This window comes from Candidatus Baltobacteraceae bacterium (genome assembly GCA_035502855.1).
Classification (GTDB): domain Bacteria; phylum Vulcanimicrobiota; class Vulcanimicrobiia; order Vulcanimicrobiales; family Vulcanimicrobiaceae; genus Aquilonibacter.
The window spans coordinates 86,674-107,334 of the sequence record DATJTX010000018.1 but is presented as its reverse complement, the minus strand read 5'-3'; the positions used below and the strand labels follow the sequence as shown (position 1 = coordinate 107,334).

Here is a 20,661-nt window from a genome sequence, read left to right as displayed (position 1 = left end):
TACGACGATGGCGGCAGTGAACCGTATCCGGCTCTTCGATCTTCAGCGCCAGCACGCGTCAATCGCCGCGGAGACACAGGCAGCGATCGATGCGTTTTTCGCCTCGGGTATTTACGTAAAGGGCCCCCTCATGGAGGCCTTCGAGCGCGAGTTTGCGGCGTATTGCGGCGTGTCGTACGGCATCGGCGTAAGCTCCGGAACGACCGCGCTCGAACTGATCTACCGCGCCTACGGCTTCGGCCCAGGCGATGAAATCATCGTACCGGCCAACTCGAGCGTCGCGACGGCGATGGCCGTTTCAAACGTCGGCGCGCATCCGGTGATCGTCGACGTCGAGCCCCACAGCGCAAATATCGATCCCGTCTGCTTCGAGCGCGCGATTAACAGCCGCACGCGTGCCGTGGTTCCGGTCCATTTGTGGGGGCGTCCAGCAGCGATGGACGAAGTGCTTTCGATCGCGCGCGAACACAACCTCAAGGTATTCGAGGATGCTTCGCAGGCACACGGCGCGCGGTACCGTGGCAAGCGCGTTGGCGCCTTCGGCGATGCGGCCGCGTTCAGTCTGCACCCAAGCAAAAACTTGGGCGCGCTGGGCGACGCCGGAATCGTCGTTACCGCCGATGCGGAGATTGCTAAGATCATCGCCGAGATGCGTGACCTCGGGCAGAGCGCGCGCTACGTGCACACCCGCATCGGGACCAATGGCCGGCTCGACCCACTGCAAGCCGCAGTACTCTCGGTCAAGCTGCGTCATCTGGATGCGTGGATCGGCGCGCGCCGCGCGGCGGCTGCGCATTATGCGGAGCTTTTTGCCGGTACTCCGGTGCAAACGCCGGTCTTCGAGGAACACGAGTTTGCCGTGTTCCACCTCTTCGTCGTCCAGGTTCCGCGACGCCAGGCAATCTGCGACGCGCTCGATCGCGAGCGGATCGATTGGGGCATCCACTACCCAACTACCATTCACCATCAACAAGCGTACGCAAACGCAAACGTAGCGCCACGCGAAACGCCGGTAGCGAACGAGCTGACGGAACGCATCCTCTCCCTGCCGATGTTCGCCGAAATTACGACAGCGGAGATCGAACGCGTAGCTACCGTCGTATTGGATGCTATCAAAGGGACCTAATGGAAACAAAACAACCAACTGATCCTGCGGCTGGCCTTCATGGGGCAAGCCTTGAGATCTTCGAAGGCTGGAATACGAAAGGCCCGGTGGTTCTCGGCCCTTCCGCTTCGCATACGTGGCGCACCGACCCACGCCGTTTGCCCATCACGCTTGCGCGCTACAAGCACGTAGCCAAGCTGCTCGCCGGAAAAAAGCGCGCGCTGGAGGTTGGGTGCGGTGATGGCTTCAATCTGCGCATCGTCCTTCAAGCGGTGCCGTTCATTCACGGCGTCGACCTCAGCAATGTGTATGTCACGTGGGCTAAACACCATGCCGAGGTCGAGGGGCTCAACTGCACGTTCGAACAGGCCGACGTGACGGCGGGGCCGATTCCCGGAAATTTTGATGCAGCCTATTCGCTGGATGTGATCGAACATATCCCTCTTGCGGAGGAATCGAAATTCTTGAAGAACCTAGTCGCACCGCTGTGTGATGATGCCGTTTGCGTTATCGGTACGCCGAACGTACACTCTGAAGCGTACGCAAGCAAATGGAGCCGTGAAGGGCACATCAACCTCAAGTCGGCGGAAACGCTCAAGGCATCGCTCGAGCCGTTCTTTGACAACGTCTTCGTCTTTGCTATGAACGATGAAATGTTGCACACGGGGTTCTTTCCAATGGCGCACTATCTCATCGCACTCTGCGCAGGAGTAAAGCGAAACGACCGCTGAGGGGTCCATGGATTTCTCCGATGGCCGGCCGGTCGCCGTCGCGGAGTCTGCGGGCCGGGGAGAGAACATGGCTGATAAAGGGGTCAGCGGCATAATATTGTGGGGCGGTGCCGGGCAAGCGATCGTATTAGGCGAGCTCTACGCCCGCCTTAAGATACCCATCGTTGCGATTGTTGACGATGACCCGAAAATTACGTCACCTTTTTCTGATGTGCCCCTATATTCTGGCGTTGATTTCAAAGCGCGGTTGCTTCCGCGGCTTTCTAACGAGGAACGGAGCACGCTCCGTGCCCTCGTAGCGATGGGTAGCGAGCAGAGAGGGAAGGATCGAATCGCTCTGGGCGAGTGGTTTGAATCAAGCGGAATAGCGCTCGCAACCGCGATTCACCCAGAAGCCTTCGTTGCTACCGACGCGAGGATTGGCGCAGGGAGCCAAATCTTAGCAATGTCCGCTGTCGCAGCGCGCGCTGAAATCGGCAGGTCCTGCATCATCAATACGAAGGCGAGCGTGGACCACGAGTGCGTGCTGGAAGACGGGGTCCACGTTGCTTGCGGCGCAACGCTCGCCGGATACGTCCAAATAGGCCGCGCGGCGTTTATTGGCGCTGGCGCGACCGTATTGCCCCGTCGGCGAATAGGCGCAAACGCAATCGTCGGCGCGGGAGCCGTGGTAACGAGGGACGTAACCGCTGGGACGGTTGTGGTCGGCAATCCCGCACGGCCTCTGGCGCGGCACGGTTAATAGGGTTATTCGTCGCTCGCGCGGTCGCGGCGTCGAAGATGAAAGTTTCGTTCGAAGCGCGTACTGGATACCGCGATGACTAGGCCCTTCCTCGACTACTATCGTGCCAACGCGATCTCTCCAGTCAATCAGGACTTGAGCGATCTCTCTCGGCACCTCCAGCGGCGTGAATCACTGTACCTTGCATTGGGCATCGTCCCGGCGCTGGTCTCCGGCCGCAGCGTCATCGAGTTTGGTCCCGGCTCCGGCCACAACGCCATTTACACCAGTTTGCTGCAGCCGGCACACTACGTGCTCGTCGACGGAAATCCTAACGGCTTGGCCGCTGCCAGCGCTTTGCTCGACCGGTACGCGCCGGGCTGCGCGCGCACGCTGGTTGAATCATTGATCGAAGATTATGCTACGGAGGAACTGTTCGATCTGGTGTTCTGCGAAGGTACGATTCCGGGTCAACTCGATACCGCTGCCTTCTGCCGCAAAGTCGGCTCCTTCGTTGCCGAGGGCGGGATATTCATCGTCACGACTCAGGATGCGGCGTCGTGCCTCGGCGAGCTGTTGCGGCGCGTGGTTGCCGCGCAGCTCGTCTCACGCAGTGCGAGTGTTTCCGTGCAGCTGGAACGCCTGGTTCCGTTCTTCGCTCCCCACACGGCGACGATCGCCGGAATGAGCCGCCCGCTCGAAGACTGGGTACTTGATAATATCATTCAGCCGTACGTCGGCAATATGTTCTCGGTCGCCGACGCTATCGAGAGTCTTGGTCAGGACGGATTTCATTTTTACAGCGCATCGCCGCGCTTTTTCACCGTGTGGCGTTGGTACAAACGTTTGGTTGGCGAGGATCGAAATATCGGGCCGGCCGTTCGCGTTCAGTATTTTGCGAATCTCCTGAACATGATTGATTACCGGCTCGATGGCACCGCAACACATACGCGCGAATGGGGAGAACATGTCTTGAAGCTTAGCGAGACATTCTACGCCACGCTAAAAGATGTCGAAGCGTCGGGCGCGTCGTACAAACCAGTTTTCGACCAGCTCCACGAGCTTGCGGAAATGATCCGGCCGGTCAGCGCGCTGACGGCAGATTCGATCGACGAGGCGCTCGCGGTCTGCGACGCCGCTCGCCAAGGCAACGCCCTGCCCTCAGCTCCAGCCTTCGCCAGCTTCTTCGGGCACGGACAGCAATACCTGAGCTTCGTTCGTTCGAGGCGCGCCGGAACGATCTGAAACATCCAATGACACAGAGCAAAGGACGCGCCTTTTGGGGCGCCGATACGGTCATGACCCCGGCCGCCGCGAGTATTCATGACGCGGCGGCAATGGGGAATCCGTACGACAACGCGCCGATCGACTTGACGATCTTTGTCTCGTGTTATAACGAAGCGCCTTTCATCATCCGAACCATCGAGGGGATCTGCGAGTCTGCCAAAGAGGTGGGCTTGTCGTTCGAAATCCTCGTCATCGACGACGTCTCGACGGACAATTCCAGGGAGCTCGTGCACGGCTACATCGCGGCCCATCCCGACGAGCGAATCGTGCTTCGCACTAACCATCAGAATAAGGGATTGGCGCAGAATTATTTAGATGCGGCGTTCATCGGCAGGGGGAAATATTTCCGCCTTGTTTGTGGAGATTCAGCCGAACCTAGGGAAGGCACCGTCGCCGTTTTGCGGGCGATCGGCACAGCTGACTGCATCCTACCCTATTACACGAGCAATCAGGGACGGAGCGCCGGACGCCGTGTGATCTCAAACACCTATACAGCCGTCATCAATGCGATAACGGGGAACAAGATCAGGTACTACAACGGCTTGGCCGTTCATCTTCGCCATAACGTGATGCGTTGGCACACGAATACGGGCGGGTTCGGGTTTCAGGCCGATATTTTATGCTTGTTACTCGATCGGGGGTTCACGTATCTCGAAGTGCCGATGGAACTTCCCGCGGCAGCCTTCGCGCGGCAGGACGAAAAATCAAGCGCCGTGAGTTTGCGAAACGTCCTGTCGGTAGCGCACACGATTCTTGAGATCGCTAGCCGACGAATCGCGAGATTCGTCTACTCGAAGCGCTGGTAGCCGCCGCCTATTTCAAGCCGACGAGCTGCATCGTTTTGATATTGTAATACTTGGGATCGTTCATCGGATCCGGGATGAGTCCACGATCGAAAGCGCCGCATAGATCGCGCACGGCCGTTGCGATATCCCGTTTGGCAACGAAGCCGACTTCGCGGGCGATCAGGTCGGAGTTGATGCGATACGACCGCAAGTCGTTCGTCGGCTCGACGTTGATCGTCACATCCTCACCGACGACTGCGCGCGCCGTCTCGGCAATTTCGCTGATAGATTGATTGTAATAGCCGGCGTTGTAGATCTTGCCGTCCACTTTTTCGCTCGGTAGGGAGACCGTCTGTACGTAAAGATCGGTCATATCCTCGATATGAATGTTCGGCCGCACCTGCGCGCCGCCGAAGACGCGGATGACGCGATTGTTCACGGCGTGGTTCGTCATGATGTTGACCGAGAGGTCGAGGCGCAAGCGAGGCGCGTAGCCGCAGACGGTTGCCGGCCGGAGAATCAACGTCTCGAAGCCCGGTTCGCGCGCGTTCATCAAATCTTCTTCGCACATGGCCTTGAATTTCGAATAATCGGTCAGCGGTTCCAGACTCAGGTTTTCCGTGACGTGCTCTTCTTGTTTGACCCCGTACACGCTTGATGACGAGGCGTAAATGAAGCGCGTTACCCCTTCATCTTTGGCTGCTCGCACCAAGCCGGCGAAGCAATCGTAGTTGATCGACTTTCCAAGTGCAGGGTTCAGTTCAAAACTGGGATCGTTTGAGATGCAGGCGAGGTGGATGACGGTGTCAGCTCCCCGCATCGCATGTTTCACCGCGATGGGATCGCGCAAATCGCCGCGCACTTCGGTAAGGTTCTGATGGCCTCGCACGGATGCGAGCGCTGCTTCGCCATACAGGTAAAGGTCGAATACGCAGACTTCGTAGCCGGCCTCGAGCAACTTGGGTACGAGACGGCTTCCGACATATCCGGCGCCGCCGGTGAGCATGATTCTGCGTCCCTTGCGATCCACGACGTTCTTCAAATTCCTTGATTACTTCAGTACGGCTTCGATGAACTTATAAGTTGCGATACGGTCGACGGCGGTGCGGTTGCCCACGATTTGCGCGGCCTGCGCGCCCACGACATTTGCGACGAAAGCGATCATCTGCCCGGGCAATCCCGCGGCCACCATCGGCGCTACCCACGAGAGCACGGCATCGCCGGTGCCGATGCGGTCGGTGACGGTCTTTGCAAATGCTGGGCCGCTCGACCAGCCTTCGCTCGCGCGATAGAAGAGCGCGCCTCGCTTACCGCGGGTAATCAAAGCATTCTCCAAGTGGAGCCGCTCGGCGACCGCCAGGATCAGCGGTTCGATGCTGCCCAGGCGATCGCGCGCATCGGCGCGCAGCTCGCCTTCGTTGGTGCAGACGAGATCCGCGCGTGAATAACGCGAGAGGGTATGGTAGCCGATATTGGCGGCGTTCTGTTGCGTGTTGATTGCTAAGAACTTCGCCTGCGTCTGAATCGTGTCGACTGCCTGTTGCGAGAAAATCCCGTGTCCGAAGTCGGCGCAAATCACGAGGTCATAACCGGAAGCGATCTTCTCGAGGTGCGCGCTGAAGCGTTCGCTGTCTTCGCTCGTGAGAACCTCGTCATTGAAGAAATAGACTTCGAACAACTTCTGGAGCAGATAGCTTTCGACATACCGCCGCTTGACAATCGTAGGCGAGTCCGACTTGTAGAAAAACGTGGGGCTGACGTTGCGCGCAAGGCGCGTCCGAATGAACTCCTCGTGTGAATCGCGCGTTCCGAGGAACGTTACGAGGTTGACGTCGTCGATGATCTCCGCTAAATGATTGGCAATGGCAAGCGCACCGCCGGCAAACTCCTCTTGGGAAGTATAGCGCATTGCCAGGACCGGCTCTTTCGACGACTTGCCCAACTGATCGACGTAAACATATTCATCCACGATCGCTTCGCCGACGACCAGCACACGCAACTTCCGCAGCTTATCGATTGCGCCATGTACTTGCGCCGGACTGAAGCGGCCGCGCAAATTGGTCAAATATTCATTCACCTCTTGGGAATGTGATGACAGGTGGCGATTGATCAGCGCAGAGCTTGAAAAGGTGATGTCTTCGGTGTAGTAAATGTGGCCGCCGCCCTGGCGAACGGCGGTTTCTTCATCGGCGATCTTGCCGGTGATGTCTTGCTGATGGTTTTTGTAGTCGGGCCCTTTCGCGTAGACGTCCGGCTGGACGAGTTTGAGCATCTCGACGGCGGTTGGCCACTTGTTGATGGCGACGTAGTCAACGATTTCTAATGCCGCAAGCATCTGCGCGCGATAGGCTTCCGTGAAAGCGGGACGGCCGGGCCCCTTATTGACGTAGATATCGGGTGTAATCGTGACGACCAATGCGTCACCCTGACGGCGCGCCTCGTCGAAGTGCAGAATGTGTCCGTAATGGAGTAGATCGAAGACACCGTGACAGAGCACCACCTTGCGGCCCGATGCTTTGAGCTCCGCAACGCGCTGCGCGAACTGGTCGAGCGGGACGATCTTACTCGCTGCGCGTGAGTCGAGAACGCTCATACGGTGGATGCTTCTCCGAGTTTTTCGAACCAAACTTTGGTCGCATCTGCAATCGATTGAGCGTCCCACAGCGGCGCGTCGCGCCAATCGGCTATATGCTCGAGCATGATCCGGACGCCATCCTCAAACGGCGTTTTCGCGCGCCAGTTGAGCAGCCGTTGCGCCTTCGAGGTGTCGGCAAAGGTACAATCCGGCTCGCCCGGACGCTTGGGAATGTGTTCGATCGGGCCACCGAGCAAGCGGCATAAGTCGTTCACGCTGTAGGTGCCGCCGGAACCCAAATTCACAATCTCATCCCGCAGGTCGCTCGCAGCCGCGGTAACGATGCCCTCGACAATATCGGTCACGAACGTGAAGTCCCGCGTTTGCGTTCCGTCGCCGACGACGGTAAAGGGCTTGCCCGCAAGTTTTTGCGCGAGGAAGACGCCGAACACGGCGCCATATGTTCCAGAGGTTCGCGCACGCGGGCCGAACACGTTAAAAAAGCGCAGTGAGACCGTTGGAATATTGTATACACTTCCCCAATGTAATGCGATGCGCTCACCTAAATATTTGGTCAGCGCATAGGGGTACTGCGGCCGGATCGGCGCATCTTCCGGCGTCGGATACACGTCCGGTATTCCATAACACGAACTCGAGGCGGCGTAGACGACGCGCTTGATCCCACACACACGCGCGGCTTCCATGACGTTAAACGTTCCGTCTACGTTGGTCGTAAAATACTCGACGGGTTGCTCGATGGAAGGTACGATGTCGGCTAGGGCGGCCAGGTGATAGACGGTGTCGGCGTCTGCGAAGACGGCCGGTAAGGCATCGCCCTCACGGATATCCATGCGCATGAATTTGCACCGCCCGCTTGCAACGGCTTTTGCTAGGTTCTTTTCGCGGCCTATCTTGAGGTTGTCAACGGCAACGACGTCGTGACCGTCGGCAACGAGCCGGTCAACGAGATGACTGCCGATAAAGCCGGCTCCGCCGGTTACAACGACGTGCTTGGCTTTGGTCATGCAGTCGCGGCAATGCGCTCGCGTAATGCTAAGGCGATTGCGTGGTTGAGGATGAGGTGGCCGTCTTCTTGCTGGCAGATACTGTTCGCCGGAATCGTGACGGCGACGTCAGAGCACGCGCAGAGCCTGCTTCCGGGGTTCCCACACAGGCCGATCACCGTCGCACCGATCTCGTTTGCGTAGCGGGCGGCGCGAATGATGTTCTCGGAATTACCCGAGCCCGAAATTGCAATGAGGATATCTTTGGGTAGAAGCAGATTGCGAAGTTGCTCGACAAAAACGTCGGCGTACTCGATATCGTTACCGATGGCGGTGATATACGGCATATTGTCGGTCAGCGCAATAGCGCGGAACCGCCTCTTGCCTTCGATCGTGGTCATCTTGGAAAGGTCGTTCATCATATGCGAGCCGGTCGACGCGCTACCACCGTTTCCGATAATATAGGTCGTTTGGCCCTGCTGCCAGCCTTCGAACAAACGGTCTACGACGCGACGAACGTCTGACCTCGAGATGGACTTGACGATCCCCTCGATCTCCTCCAAATACGTCGAAATGCGATCGGGGAACGCGGTTCGATTCATACAAGGCGAGTTTTTCGGCGCACGGGAGACCGAGTCTTACCTGTTCTGGGCTTTTCCCTTGGACGAGTGGCGGGAGGAGGTCCCCTTCAGTCGGCGGCGTGGCCGCTCTTCAGTCAAGGATGGAAGCCCCGACCGGTCGGAACCCGGCCTTTTGCGGGGAACAGCAAGCCAAATCGAACGGCAGCGATTGGCGATCTACCCCGATTGTTCTGCCGAGGAATAATCAGCGTGCACATTGCATCAGCGTTAGGCTGCGAAAAGCAACGTGCGTTTGCGCAGCCGCCATCGTCCGTCCTAATAGGAGAACTCATGACGATCTACGGGAACAGCGACCGGCAGATAAATAGGCGCGCCTGGGTCTTCGCCGGCATCGTGATCGTCGTCGTCGTCATTAAGCTCTGGCTCACGTCGGAGATCAGGATCGTGTCACAGAACGGACCACACGATGCTAGCAATTTTATCGAGCACGCGAAGAGCATTTTGGAGGGCCGCTGGTTTGGCGATTACAATGATCTAACGCTCATAAAGCAGCCATTCTTCCCGATCTATCTTGCCGTAGTCCAAGAATTTGGCGTCCCCTTGGCGCTCGCGAACGAACTCCTCTACGCTCTTGCGAGCTTCATCGCTTGCATCGCCGTTCGCCCTATTATTCGCAACCCTGTAACGCTGGGAGCGGTCTTTTTCGTCATCGATTTCAACCCATTTACGTATGGGACTCTCGCCTGGGTAGCTATGCGCTCAGACGTGAACCAAAGTCTGGCGCTGCTCTCGATTGCTTGCGCGGCGGGAATCTTCGTTAGGAGAAAAGCGCAGCCTCGTAGTTTGCTCCCGTGGCTTCTTGGCCTCGGGATCTCTTTCGCGGCCTTTTGGCTAACGCGGGAGGAAGCCATCTGGCTCGTGCCGGGTCTATTCACGATCCTGGCGGCCTATGTTTGGTACATCAAAAAGTGTAAGCCGGCTGAATTCGGGGCCCGGATGGCCGGCGTGGCGTTGCCGGTCTCAATCTGGGCGGCGTCCGTCGGTGCGATCATGCTGATCAATGGCCTCGTTTACGGGTGGTATACGACGAATGAACAATGGGCGCCCGAGTTCGTGTCGGCCTACGATGCATTCTCACGCATCGTACCACCTACGGTCGAGCCCTATGTTCCCGTTCCAAGGGCAGCTCGTGAAATCGCCTACCGGGTTAGTCCCAGCGCACGTGAGCTGAGGCCCTTCTTAGAAGGAAGCCTAGGGAAAGCCTGGACCAGTAATACGTGCTTTGCAGTGCATATTTGCAACGACATCGGCGGAGGCTGGTTCGAATGGGCGCTTCGCGATGCTGTCGCTTTGGCTGGGCACTACACGTCCGGAAGAGACGCGCGCTCGTTCTACACCGAGCTTGCAAACGAGATAGACCGAGCGTGCGATTCGGGGGAAATCCGCTGTAGGCCCAAAGGCAACCCGCTCTTGGCCCAGCTAACTGTATCGCAGATCCCGGGCCGTATCTCCGACTTTGCTTACGGCGTGTGGATGACGGCGACACTTGCACCGCTCTCGCTTGGACACGAGGGATGGTCGCCTTACCTGCCCCTACTGCCTGACTATGACTTCGTCGCAACGTCCGTTGTCCTCGGGGGAGAGCCCAGCGACTTCGATAGCGGCATCAAGTGGGGCGTTCTCGGGGAAATTGCGCAGGCGTACCGACGCTTGACGCCCCTCTGGATTGGTATCGTACTTACTGTTACCGTGCTCCGCGTCGCCAGGGTCGTTCTTAAACGATCGACACGCGTGCCCGACTACGTTTTACTGGTAGTCAGCGTCATGATGAGCGGGGGATGCCTGCTAGCCATGCTCTCGTTGTTGAACGCGTTGGCGCCTTCCGGCACCGTCATGTTTACCGCCGAATACATGAGTAGCCTCTTCCCATTGATCTTTTTCGCGCTCGCCGTCGCCACATCGGTCGAAGCAGCAATCGCGCATCGGTATATCTGCCGGCGTTTTCCGCCTCTGGAGGAAACGTGAGAGGGGCGACTTCTACAAAACGTTGACGTGCGATTCAGCCCCGCCCGAGGGATCAATTCCTTCGCGGAGAAACCGGCTGCGCAATGTTAATTATCTTCGTTTCGGTAGTAGTAGGTTTCTTCGTTTTGCGTTTTCTCGGGAGGCGCTTCTTTAACCAGAAATACCGAGCCGACGTTGTGGCAGCTGCGATAGTCGCGGCTTTCTTGATCGGTTTGGTATGGCCGCTTTCGCATCGCGGCGGGGCGCCCGATACTTCGGCGTCGGCTGTGAAATGCAGCGAGCTCAATTTAACGCAGGCCGATATATCGCAGTTGAAACCGCTTGCCGGCGGCACAGATATCGGCAGCCTTGATGTAACGACTCTGGGCGACTTCAAGTATTCATTGGACAAATTCCGGAAGGGATCCACAATCTATGCCAGCGGTTGGGTTGGCGATAGCGCTACGAAGACCCCGATTCGAGGCGTCGTTCTCGTGATTGATTCGAAAACGATCGTGAATGCAACGTCTTCGTATGGAGTGGCAAGGCCGGATGTGGCGAAGGTCTTTGGCCCAACTATGTTGTACGTTGGGTTCTTGAACGCGCCCATTTCAACGGCCGGCCTAGCGAAGGGCCGTCACGTTATTCAAGCGGCCGGAGTGACCGACGATGCAAAGGGGTATTACCTCGTTGGCGTTCCACACGTTATTACGTTGTATTGAGTCTTCAGTAGGCTGTACCACACTTGGATAGCCAGCATTCTGTCGCGGTCGACGCGTGAGCGAACAAGGCTAACAAATCGAGTCGGTGAGTCGCGCAAATGAGACGCTCCGGGTCAGCTCGGCCGAACGTGACACATTCGCCGCCGAATTTGCTAAAGCGCATCGTAGCAAAAACCAGACGGGCGTTTTCGCCCGTGAATCGCGTTGAGGGTCGGAGTTTTACCGGCGTAGACGACGCCGATAGGCAACAGCTTTTCGTCAGATGCAGCGGGCTCGGTGAGTTCAGCGGCTACATACATGACAACTGGGGCACGCACCTGGCCCGACTGCAACTGGAGCGCGACCTCGTCCTTCCCTCGTCGGCGGGGTTCCGCATCACCGGGTTTTGCGCTGTCTGCCGCAGGACGAGGCGTTTCTTCGTGAACTTTGCCTGCGCGCGAGACAGCGATCTCTCGACGCGCGTACCGAATTGGCGAGAGCAGCTCACTTGCGAATCCTGTAAGCTCCCGAATCGAGCCCGAGCGCTGCTCGACTTCATCGATACCGTGTTGCTCGCGCCATCTACTGCCGCGATCTACGTCACCGAAGAAACCACGCCGCTCTTTCGAGCGCTGGCCGGACGCTATCCGCAGGTAGTCGGCAGCGAGTTCTTGCGAGACGGAACGGCACCCGGGGAGCGAAACAGAAGAGGCATCGTACACCAAGACCTCACCGCGCTCTCGTTCGGCGATGAGACGTTCGACGTCATCTGTAGTGCCGACGTCTTGGAGCACGTTGCCGACTATAAGGCTGCCCTCGCCGAATGTTTTCGATGTCTACGGCAGGGCGGAAGGCTGGTGATCAGCGTTCCCTTCCTACTCAGCTCGTCCGCAACGCTCGTTCGCGCTACCGTGGAAGATGACGGGACGATCGTCCATCATCTCCCGGCGGAATATCATGGCGACCCGCTCGATAAGCAAGGGATTCTGTGTTACTACCATTTCGGATGGGACCTTTTGGATGCTCTCTCGGCCGCGGGTTTCCGCGACCGTAGCGCATTTGCGTACTGGTCGTACAAGCGCGCGTACTTGGGAAGCCCGCAGATTCTGATCTGCGCAACAAAGACCGGGGCTGTCCCGCGATCGGGTCAGTGCGTAAGCAGCTTCTATGACACCGTTGCGATTGCGCAGCAAGTTGCGCAGGGCCGGCATCGCGATTCAGTCGGCGGCAGGTGGGACGAAATCGGTCGGCTGCAGTTCGAGTTTCTCGTATCACGGGGACTATCGCCGCGACACAAACTGATCGATATCGGCTGTGGTTGCCTTCGAGGCGGAGTTCATTTCGTCAGATATCTGGAACCGGGCAACTATTTCGGCATCGATATCAACCAATCGCTGCTCGATGCCGGGTACGACGCCGAGCTCGCGGCCCTCGATCTGCAAGCCAAACTGCCAAGAGCAAATCTCCTCTGTGGTAACGCATTCGAGTTCGCGGCACTCGGTATCGATTTCGATTTCGGAATAGCGCAGTCGCTGTTCACCCATTTGCCTTGGAATCACATCCGCTTATGCCTGACACGGCTTGCCCCACAGATGGCGCCGTCCGGGAAGCTCTTCGCGACGGCCTTCATCGTGCCCGACGACCACCCATACGGCGATCCATTTGCACACGGAGAAGGCGTCGTCACGAACGATCATTGCGACCCCTATCACTACCGCTACGCGGATTTCTCGCAGATGTGCCAGACGCTCCCTTGGCGCCCGGTCCTCATCGGAGATTGGGGCCACCCGAGGGGCCAGACGATGGTTGCTTTCGAGCTGCGTACCTGACCGCTGCCGTTCTCGGGCGATCAACCCCTTGCTTCAACGTCCGGTCAAGCGCCTTCGGAAAGGCCTGGTGCGGGTCCGAGCGAGAACCCCGAGGTCATGCGGGTTGCAAAAAAGGCGTGGCAAATTTTCCGCACGCACGGCGCGCGGGGGCTGGTGCGCCGGGTGTTTCGGCGGGTCAGGCTGCAGATGGCGGCCCGGGCGGAGGCCGCCGCCCAGCGCAAAGCCTGGAACAAGCTCATTGCCCGTGTCGGACAGAAGCGGGCCGTCTTTTTTCCCCGTCACGAGAACCCGTTGGTCTCGGTCATCGTACCCGTTTACAATGAGGTGCGTTTTACCGCAGCGTGTTTGAACTCGATCCTGCGCCAGCTCTCGACGATCCCATGTGAAGTGATCGTGGTGGACGACGGATCCACCGACGCTACGGCTGAGTACCTCTCCTCGTGCTCGGGAATCACCGTCATTACCCATGCGAAGAATCAAGGGTTCGTCCGCAGCGTCAACGATGGCGCCGCTGTCGCGCGCGGGCGCTATCTTCATTTTTTGAACAACGATACGCTCGTCACGCCCGGCTGGATGGCGGCCCTGCTTCGAACGTTCGACTCGCGCGACAACGTCGGCGCGGTGGGTTCGCAACTGCGTGCTCCCGACGGCATGATCTCCGAGGCCGGCGCGCTCGTTTGGCGCGACGGAAACGCTGCGAACTTCGCGCGCGGCCGCAGCGCTACCGATCCTTCGGTTTGCTTCCCACGCGAAGTCGATTACTGCTCGGGCGCGAGTCTGATGGTGCGCGCCGATCTCTTTCTCGATCTGGGCGGTTTTTCGGATGAGTTTACTCCGGCGTACTACGAGGACGTCGATCTGTGCTTCCGCTTGCGCGCGGCCGGCTATCGCGTCATGTACACGCCGGAATCGGTCGTCGTGCATTTCGAGGGCGGAACCAGCGGTCAAGACACGTCGTCGGGCATCAAGCGGTATCAGTTGGTGAACCGCAAGAAATTTGCGAAAAAGTGGGAGCATCAGTTGCTCAAGCACTTTCCGCCCGATGTCGAGCTCATCGAACGCGCCGCGCGGCGGCTCGCGGGGGTGGGAACGATCCTGGTCATGGACTCGTTCATCCCGTTCGACGATCGCTCGGGCGGTGGACGCCGCTTGCTCGCCGTCATGCGTCTCATGCGCGAGCTCGGGTGGCATGTCATCTTCATCTCGGACGAGGGAGTGGCGCACGAACCGTATGCGAGCCGCGCGCGTCTTGCCGGAGTCGAAGTTCTGCCGCATCGCGGGGACGGGTTGGCGACGATCGGTAACGTTCCGGTTCCCATCGACGTCGCGTGGATCTCGCGTCCGGACGTACTGGCGAAATACTTACCGTTGCTTCATCGGCGCACGAATGCGAAGATCATCTACGACACGGTCGATCTGCACTTTTTGCGGTTCCAACGCGAAGCCGAGGTGACCGGGCGAGACAACGGTTGGCAATCGATGCGCAAGCTCGAGATCGATTTGATTCAAAAAGCCGATTGTACGGTCGTAACTTCGGAGGCCGAGCGCGAGATGCTGGCCGCGCTCTCGCTGAGAACGCACGTCGTGCCGATCATCGAGCAGCCCACCAAAACGCACACGGCGTACTCTGCGCGTCACGGCCTTCTCTTTCTCGGGAACTACACGCACGCACCGAATGCCGACGCGGCGGTATGGCTGGTGCACGAGGTCATGCCCAAGATCTGGGAGCACATCCCGGATCTGCGCTTGATCGTTGCCGGCGCGGATCCTACGCCCCGTGTCGAGCGCCTTGCCGGTCCCAACGTTACGGTCACGGGCTACGTAGCCGACGCGAGGCCGCTCTTCGAAAACGCGCGCGTGTTCGTATCGCCGCTCCGGTTCGGTTCCGGGATGAAGGGCAAGATCGTCCAGGCGATCTCGTACGGGTTGCCCACGGTCACCACGTCGATCGGCGCCGAAGGCATCGACCTGAAGGATGGCAAGAGCGTCTTCATCCGCGAGAGCGCAGCCGACATTGCGGAGGCGGTCCTGCGTCTTTACAGTGACGAAGCCCTATGGACCGAGATTTCGAACGAGTGCCGCCGGGTGGCGCAAGCTTTCAGCCCGGATGCGGTACGAACGGCGGTGGCTGCTGCGCTACAGGCTGCGCTCGAGCAAGATCAACAGATCGGGATCGACCTCGGTCTTGCCCCGCACACCGCGTAAGAAATCGTAGTAGGCGCGCAGCACGTAGATCAGCCGCCGGAATTGCAGACGCGCGATCTTCGGTGCCACGGCACGCCAAAACGAGATCAGAAACGCGGACGTCAAATGCTGGGGGTAGTGCTTCTGAATCAAGTACAGCATGTTGCGAACCGCGTAGTAGTCGTGCACGCCGCTCTTGAAGCCGGCTGAATGACCCTCTTTGTGCCAGACGATGCTTTGCGGACAATAGAAGAGGCGCCATCCCCGCTTACGCATCTCCACGCACCAATCGGTTTCTTCGCGGTAGAGGAAATACGATTCGTCGATTGGGCCGACGTCGCGGATGACACCCGATCGAATGAACATGCTCGCGCCGATGACGTGCTCGAGTTCGATCAGTTGATCGACTGCCGCATGGGTGTGCTGACCGCGCCCGATTTGCGTATCGAGCGCCCAGCGCGGTTCCAGCCTCCCGCCGCCGAGCGCTTGGATGGTATCGGGAGAATGATACTGCATGAGGCGCGAGCCCAGTACCGCCGCGTCTGGTCGAAGCGTCAGCGCTTCCAGTAAGTAGCTCATCGCTCGGCGATCGACCACGGTGTCGTTGTTGAGCACCCAAACGTAGTCGGCGTGTAAAATTTCCAGCGCGAACCGCATACCGATGTTGTTGCCGCCGGCGTAGCCCAAATTGTCGGCATTGCGGATGAGCACGACCTGCTGCTCCGGTGCCGCGGAAGCCGCCAGCGCCTCCTCGGGTGAATCGTAGAGCGCGTACGGCAAGGGCTTGGAGACCGGACGATATTCCCATGCGACGCCCTTGGTTTCGCCCGGATGTTTGATCTCGAGCATGCCGTCGGCCCACTCCGTGAGCCGTTCGATGGAGTGGTCCTGTGAGGCGTTGTCGCAAACTACGATCTGGTGGTTCTTGTAATCGCTGCGCAGCAAGCTCTCGACGCACTCGATGGTGTCGAGCCAGCCGTTCCAATTCAGTACGACGGTCGCGACTTTGGGCGAAAATGTGCTCACCAAGGCAAGCCTTTCCGTGAGCCTGCGAGAAGGGCCTCTCGAAAGGGCCTAATGAACCGGTTTTTCTGGATGTTTGCAGTCTCGTTCGGACTGCTTTTTTTCGCACCGTCGCTCGCTTGCGCGCAGTCGCCCGTCTATCCACAGGGTATTAAGTCCCGGTCGGACATCGTCAACGGCATTTATGCCGGAACCGATGCAGGCAACTGCTGCTGGATAGCAACGCATGCGCAGATGCGCGTCGTCGTGCCGGCGGGTGCGGACACCCTGCTGCTCAACGTGTATCTGCCGAACTTCGCGGTCGAAGGCGGAGCGAATTCCCTCTACGTGCAGATCGGCGGAGCGCGGCCGGTGCGGCGCTGCTGCCTTGGGGCGGGCGAGCACGAGCTAACGATCCCGCTGCCCCGCGCGGCGCGGCGTGGCCCGCTCACGATAAAACTTTGGCCGGAGCACACGTTCGTGCCCAAGCTGATCGGACTGAATGATGACCCGCGTCACCTGAGCATGATGCTGCGAGAGGTAGGATTTCTCAATTCGGTCACCGGCGAGCGGCTCGGCGCCGGCCCCATTCCGTGGCTCCCGGCGCGCGCCGCCATCCCGCTGTTGCTCGCCGGCGGTCTTGCGGCGCTTCTGCTAACGCTTCGCCGCCCGCTCTATGGTCTGCTTGCTTTGATCGCGACCAACCCATTTTTGCTCGCCTATTCGATTCACGGCACCACGGTCACGCTCCCGAAGGTCACGCTGATCGGGGTTGCGCTCGGACTTGCACCCCGCATCGGGCAGATCGCGCGCACTCGTCCTCTGCGCACGCTGCTCGTTCTCGGCGGAGCGCAGTTGCTGTTCGTCGTGACGATGCTGCCGGGTTCCGTTCACGCCATCTTTCACGGCGCCGCGTTACGCGAAACGCTCAAAGCAGCCGAGTACCTGATCACGATCGTGGTCGCGTACGGCGCCTTTCGCCTCGATCCGGGCGAGCGGGCGTTCCGGATTGCGGTCGCGCTGATCACGATCGTCGTGACCGCGCTTGCCTTCGTGCAACTGGGGCTTCCGATCGGCGAAACCGAGTTGATCGCCGGTCACGACGTCGCGCGCATCGGGGGACCGCTCGAAGGGCCGAACCAGTTGGCCGGTTATCTCGGCGTCGTGGTGCCCGTGATGCTGGCCTTCGCTCTTCTGCGGCGACCCCTTCTCCTCGAGCTCCTTGGGCTCCCGATGGGAATTATCGCTTGCGTCATGACGTTCTCGCGCGGCGGCGGCGCCGCGCTGCTCGTTGCGGTCGTCGTTATGCTCACCATCCGGTATTTCGCCGCAGCGCGCGTGTGGGTTGGTTCCGGTGCGATCGCACTCTTCGCCGTCGTGCTCGCCCTGGCGTTCGGCGTATTTTCCGGTGCGCTACATGGCACCGTTCAGGCGCTCTTCGGTTCGACCGGAGCCGTTGCGTTCAACGGTGGGCTCGGCTCGCGCGTCGATCTCTGGCACGGCGCGTACGCCTTTTGGCGTTCGCATCCGCTCTTCGGAATCGGACCGGGAAACTTCGAACTCGAAATCGGCCGCTTTGTGCCCGGTGCCCGCACGCACGCCAACGGGATCTATTTCCAGGTGCTCGCCGAACAAGGCATCGTAGGACTGATCGCCGCGCTCGTCGTAACGGCGGCCTCGATCGGGGCGTTCGTGCGTCGGCTCGACGAACCGCTCGCACTGGGTGCGTGCATGGCATCGGTCGCCATGGCCTTTCATCAAATCGTCGATTGCATGTGGCTCTATCCGAAGGTTGCGATAATGTGGTGGCTGGTGCTCGCGAGTGCCGCGGCCGTCGTGGACCGGCGCGCGCAGAGCGCGGAGGGCGTGCAATGGAGCTGAGAATCGACCGGAGGATCGTCGATCGTTGCCGCGATCTGGCGGCGTCGATCGTCGAGCCGGTCCGCGCCTTTATCGCCGATCACTCGACCGTTGCCGTCGAGCGGTCGGTGTTGCGGCTGCTCGGCGTGGACGGCGTGACCGCCGGCGAGGTTCCGGTTCCGAATGCCATCGTCGAGGCGTTGACGCCGCAAGAGCGTGCGCGGGGAGTGGCGGTACCGTTCGGGAAGGCGCTGGCCGAGACCGGCCTCGACCCCGCAGCGCTCGGTGCGGAATTCGCTGCCGGACGTGTGACCCTCGAACAATTCGCGAACACGCCGGAAGAGGCTGCGCGCGGCGCGCTGCGAGGGTTTGTCGACGCTGCGCTCACGCGCATCCGTGCGAAACGCGGCGAACGCGAAGAACGCCTTGCGCGCCTACCGCAGCTGCCGCCGCCGCTGCTCTACGTCATCGTCGCGAGCGGAAACATCTACGAAGACCGCACCGCCGCCGTCGCCGCGGCCGAAGCCGGGGCACAGATCATCGCGGTCATTCGGTCGACCGGCCAATCGCTGCTCGATTTCGTGCCGTTCGGTCCAACCACCGAAGGCTTCGGCGGCACCTACGCGACGCAGGCGAACTTCCGTATCATGCGCGAGGCGCTCGACGAGATCTCGGAGCGCCTGGGCCGGTACGTGATGCTCACGAATTATGCGAGTGGACTGTGCATGCCCGAGATCGCGACGATGGCCGCGCTGGAGCGCCTCGACATGCTGCTCAACGATTCGATGTACGGGATTTTATTTCGCGACATCAATATGAAGCGAACGTTCGTCGACCAGCATTTCAGCCGCATGCTCAACGCGTATTCCGGCATCATCATCAACACCGGTGAGGACAACTACCTCACGACCGCCGACGCGGTCGAACAAGCGCCCGCGGTGCTCGCCTCGCAATTCATCAACGAAGAGTTCGCGCGGCGCGCCGGCATGCCCGACGAGCAGATCGGTCTGGGAGATGCCTACGAAATCGACCCCGATCTCGAGGACGGGTTTCTGTATCAAGTGGCGCAGGCGCAGCTCGCTCGGCAAATTTTCCCGAACGCGCCGCTCAAGTACATGCCGCCGACCAAGCACATGACCGGCGACATCTTCAAAGGTCATCTCATCGACGCGATGTTCAATCTGACGTCGGTCATGACGCAGCAGACGATTCACCTGTGCGGCATGCTGACCGAAGCGATCCATACGCCCTTCCTCGGCGATCGCGCCCTCGCCATCGAGAACGCGCGCTACATCATGAACACCGCCCGCCACTTCGGCGACGAGATCGATTTCAAGCCGAACGGCGTGGTGGAGCGGCGCGCCCAAGCGGTATTGGCGGATTGCGAGGATCTGCTCGGACGCGTCGCCGACGTGGGCTTGATGCACGCGATCGAGGCGGCGACCTTCGCCGACGTTTCGCGCCCGCCCGACGGCGGACGCGGATTCGACGGCGTCTTCGCCCGCGCCGCGGACTACTGGAATCCGTTCGAGGACGCGCTGGTGTATGCGGCTCGTTAAACCGTACGGCGACACGATGAACGACGGCAAGGTGCAGCTGTCATTCACGCTACCACTCGAATGGAGCGAAGCCGCCGACGAAGCCGCGCGTCAGCTCGTCGCCAAGATGGGCTTCGCCGACGTGGCGGTCGTCGAAGGCCGGCGGATCGCCGGTGGGTTCTCCTATTTCGTCGTCTACGCCAGCACGCCGCACGCCATCGACGCCGAGGCGGTCAAGGCGCCATCGGTCAAGACGCACGTGATGTCGATGGATGAGATCGACGCGTTCATACACGAGCACATCGGCCGGAAGATCCGCATCGCCGGCGCATGTATCGGCACCGACGCGCACACCGTCGGGATCGACGCGATCCTCAACATGAAGGGTTATAAGGGCGACTACGGCCTGGAACGATATCGCATGTTCGAGACCTTCAACCTCGGCAGTCAGGTGGCGGTCGAGGAGTTCGTTCGTTTTGCCAAAGAGCACGCGCTCGATGCGCTGCTGGCTTCACAGGTCGTGACGCAAAAGGGCAGCGATATTAAGAATTTCACCGCGCTCGCCGAATTGCTCGAGGCCGAGGGGCTGCGCGACCGCATGGTGCTGATTTGCGGCGGTCCGCGGGTGACCAATCTGATGGCGAGCGAGCTGGGCTACGACGCGGGCTTCGGCCGCGGAACGGTCCCGAGCGAGGTCGCAGCTTTTGTCGCGACCACGCTCGCCGGGATGGTTCGTGCTGGGCGGTAGCCAATA

17 protein-coding genes are annotated in these 20,661 nt (G+C 59.9%); 12 read left to right on the top strand and 5 right to left on the bottom strand.

Annotated features, from left to right (window positions below; genetic code table 11):
* The first annotated feature begins 16 nt into the window (after positions 1 to 16).
* The 5 genes from VMF11_05315 (at position 17) to VMF11_05295 (ending at position 4,650) form a co-directional block, all read left to right on the top strand.
* A complete protein-coding gene (locus VMF11_05315; protein HTU69720.1) occupies positions 17 to 1,126 on the top strand; it encodes a DegT/DnrJ/EryC1/StrS family aminotransferase in 1,110 nt (369 codons plus the stop codon).
* Positions 1,126 to 1,836, top strand: a complete 711-nt coding sequence (locus VMF11_05310; protein HTU69719.1) for a class I SAM-dependent methyltransferase — start codon at positions 1,126 to 1,128, stop codon at positions 1,834 to 1,836. Before VMF11_05315 ends, VMF11_05310 begins: the two co-directional genes overlap by 1 nt.
* A 7-nt stretch (positions 1,837 to 1,843) precedes the next feature.
* Positions 1,844 to 2,578: an acetyltransferase gene (locus tag VMF11_05305; GenBank protein HTU69718.1), complete on the top strand. Its 735-nt coding sequence runs from the start codon at positions 1,844 to 1,846 to the stop codon at positions 2,576 to 2,578.
* A 186-nt stretch (positions 2,579 to 2,764) separates the two neighbouring features.
* Positions 2,765 to 3,802, top strand: coding sequence for a methyltransferase domain-containing protein (locus VMF11_05300; protein ID HTU69717.1), 1,038 nt, complete (start codon positions 2,765 to 2,767; stop codon positions 3,800 to 3,802).
* A gap of 53 nt (positions 3,803 to 3,855) precedes the next feature.
* Positions 3,856 to 4,650: a glycosyltransferase gene (locus tag VMF11_05295; GenBank protein ID HTU69716.1), complete on the top strand. Its 795-nt coding sequence runs from the start codon at positions 3,856 to 3,858 to the stop codon at positions 4,648 to 4,650.
* Between the two features lie 7 nt (positions 4,651 to 4,657).
* On the opposite strand, the gene VMF11_05290 is transcribed toward VMF11_05295, so the two are convergent.
* From VMF11_05290 to VMF11_05275, 4 genes are read right to left on the bottom strand one after another with little or no spacing between them, the layout of a single operon-like run.
* Positions 4,658 to 5,671 carry an NAD-dependent epimerase/dehydratase family protein gene (locus VMF11_05290; GenBank protein HTU69715.1) on the bottom strand — a complete coding sequence of 338 codons (1,014 nt, stop codon included), beginning with the start codon at positions 5,669 to 5,671 and terminating at the stop codon, positions 4,658 to 4,660.
* A 9-nt stretch (positions 5,672 to 5,680) separates the two neighbouring features.
* Entirely contained in the window at positions 5,681 to 7,222 is a 1,542-nt protein-coding gene (locus tag VMF11_05285; protein HTU69714.1) for a PfkB family carbohydrate kinase, read from the bottom strand.
* Positions 7,219 to 8,229: an SDR family oxidoreductase gene (locus tag VMF11_05280; GenBank protein HTU69713.1), complete on the bottom strand. Its 1,011-nt coding sequence runs from the start codon at positions 8,227 to 8,229 to the stop codon at positions 7,219 to 7,221. The genes VMF11_05285 and VMF11_05280 overlap by 4 nt, the downstream gene beginning before the upstream one ends.
* Entirely contained in the window at positions 8,226 to 8,810 is a 585-nt protein-coding gene (locus VMF11_05275; protein ID HTU69712.1) for an SIS domain-containing protein, read from the bottom strand. Before VMF11_05275 ends, VMF11_05280 begins: the two co-directional genes overlap by 4 nt.
* Positions 8,811 to 9,119: 309 nt before the next feature.
* Between VMF11_05275 and VMF11_05270 the strand changes: the two genes are divergently transcribed.
* The 4 genes from VMF11_05270 to VMF11_05255 all read left to right on the top strand — a co-directional run bounded on the left by VMF11_05270 (position 9,120) and on the right by VMF11_05255 (position 15,528).
* Entirely contained in the window at positions 9,120 to 10,814 is a 1,695-nt protein-coding gene (locus VMF11_05270; GenBank protein ID HTU69711.1) for a hypothetical protein, read from the top strand.
* A gap of 83 nt (positions 10,815 to 10,897) precedes the next feature.
* A complete protein-coding gene (locus VMF11_05265; protein HTU69710.1) occupies positions 10,898 to 11,515 on the top strand; it encodes a hypothetical protein in 618 nt (205 codons plus the stop codon).
* 419 nt (positions 11,516 to 11,934) lie between these two features.
* Positions 11,935 to 13,323, top strand: a complete 1,389-nt coding sequence (locus VMF11_05260) for a methyltransferase domain-containing protein (GenBank protein ID HTU69709.1) — start codon at positions 11,935 to 11,937, stop codon at positions 13,321 to 13,323.
* Between the two features lie 96 nt (positions 13,324 to 13,419).
* Positions 13,420 to 15,528 (top strand): glycosyltransferase, encoded by a 2,109-nt coding sequence (locus VMF11_05255; protein HTU69708.1) that lies wholly within the window; start codon positions 13,420 to 13,422, stop codon positions 15,526 to 15,528.
* Here VMF11_05255 and VMF11_05250 read toward each other — a convergent pair.
* Complete coding sequence (locus VMF11_05250; protein ID HTU69707.1) at positions 15,460 to 16,533, bottom strand: glycosyltransferase family 2 protein; 1,074 nt, start codon at positions 16,531 to 16,533, stop codon at positions 15,460 to 15,462. The genes VMF11_05255 and VMF11_05250 overlap by 69 nt on opposite strands.
* Before the next feature lie 51 nt (positions 16,534 to 16,584).
* Here VMF11_05250 and VMF11_05245 point away from each other — a divergent pair, with 51 nt between their 5' ends.
* From VMF11_05245 to VMF11_05235, 3 genes are read left to right on the top strand one after another with little or no spacing between them, the layout of a single operon-like run.
* The gene (locus tag VMF11_05245) at positions 16,585 to 18,390 is read left to right on the top strand and encodes an O-antigen ligase family protein (GenBank protein HTU69706.1); all 1,806 of its coding nucleotides are present in this window, start codon (positions 16,585 to 16,587) and stop codon (positions 18,388 to 18,390) included.
* Positions 18,381 to 19,928, top strand: coding sequence for a lysine 5,6-aminomutase subunit alpha (locus tag VMF11_05240; GenBank protein HTU69705.1), 1,548 nt, complete (start codon positions 18,381 to 18,383; stop codon positions 19,926 to 19,928). The genes VMF11_05245 and VMF11_05240 overlap by 10 nt, the downstream gene beginning before the upstream one ends.
* Positions 19,915 to 20,655 (top strand): OAM dimerization domain-containing protein, encoded by a 741-nt coding sequence (locus VMF11_05235; GenBank protein ID HTU69704.1) that lies wholly within the window; start codon positions 19,915 to 19,917, stop codon positions 20,653 to 20,655. Before VMF11_05240 ends, VMF11_05235 begins: the two co-directional genes overlap by 14 nt.
* The last annotated feature ends 6 nt before the right edge of the window (positions 20,656 to 20,661 follow it).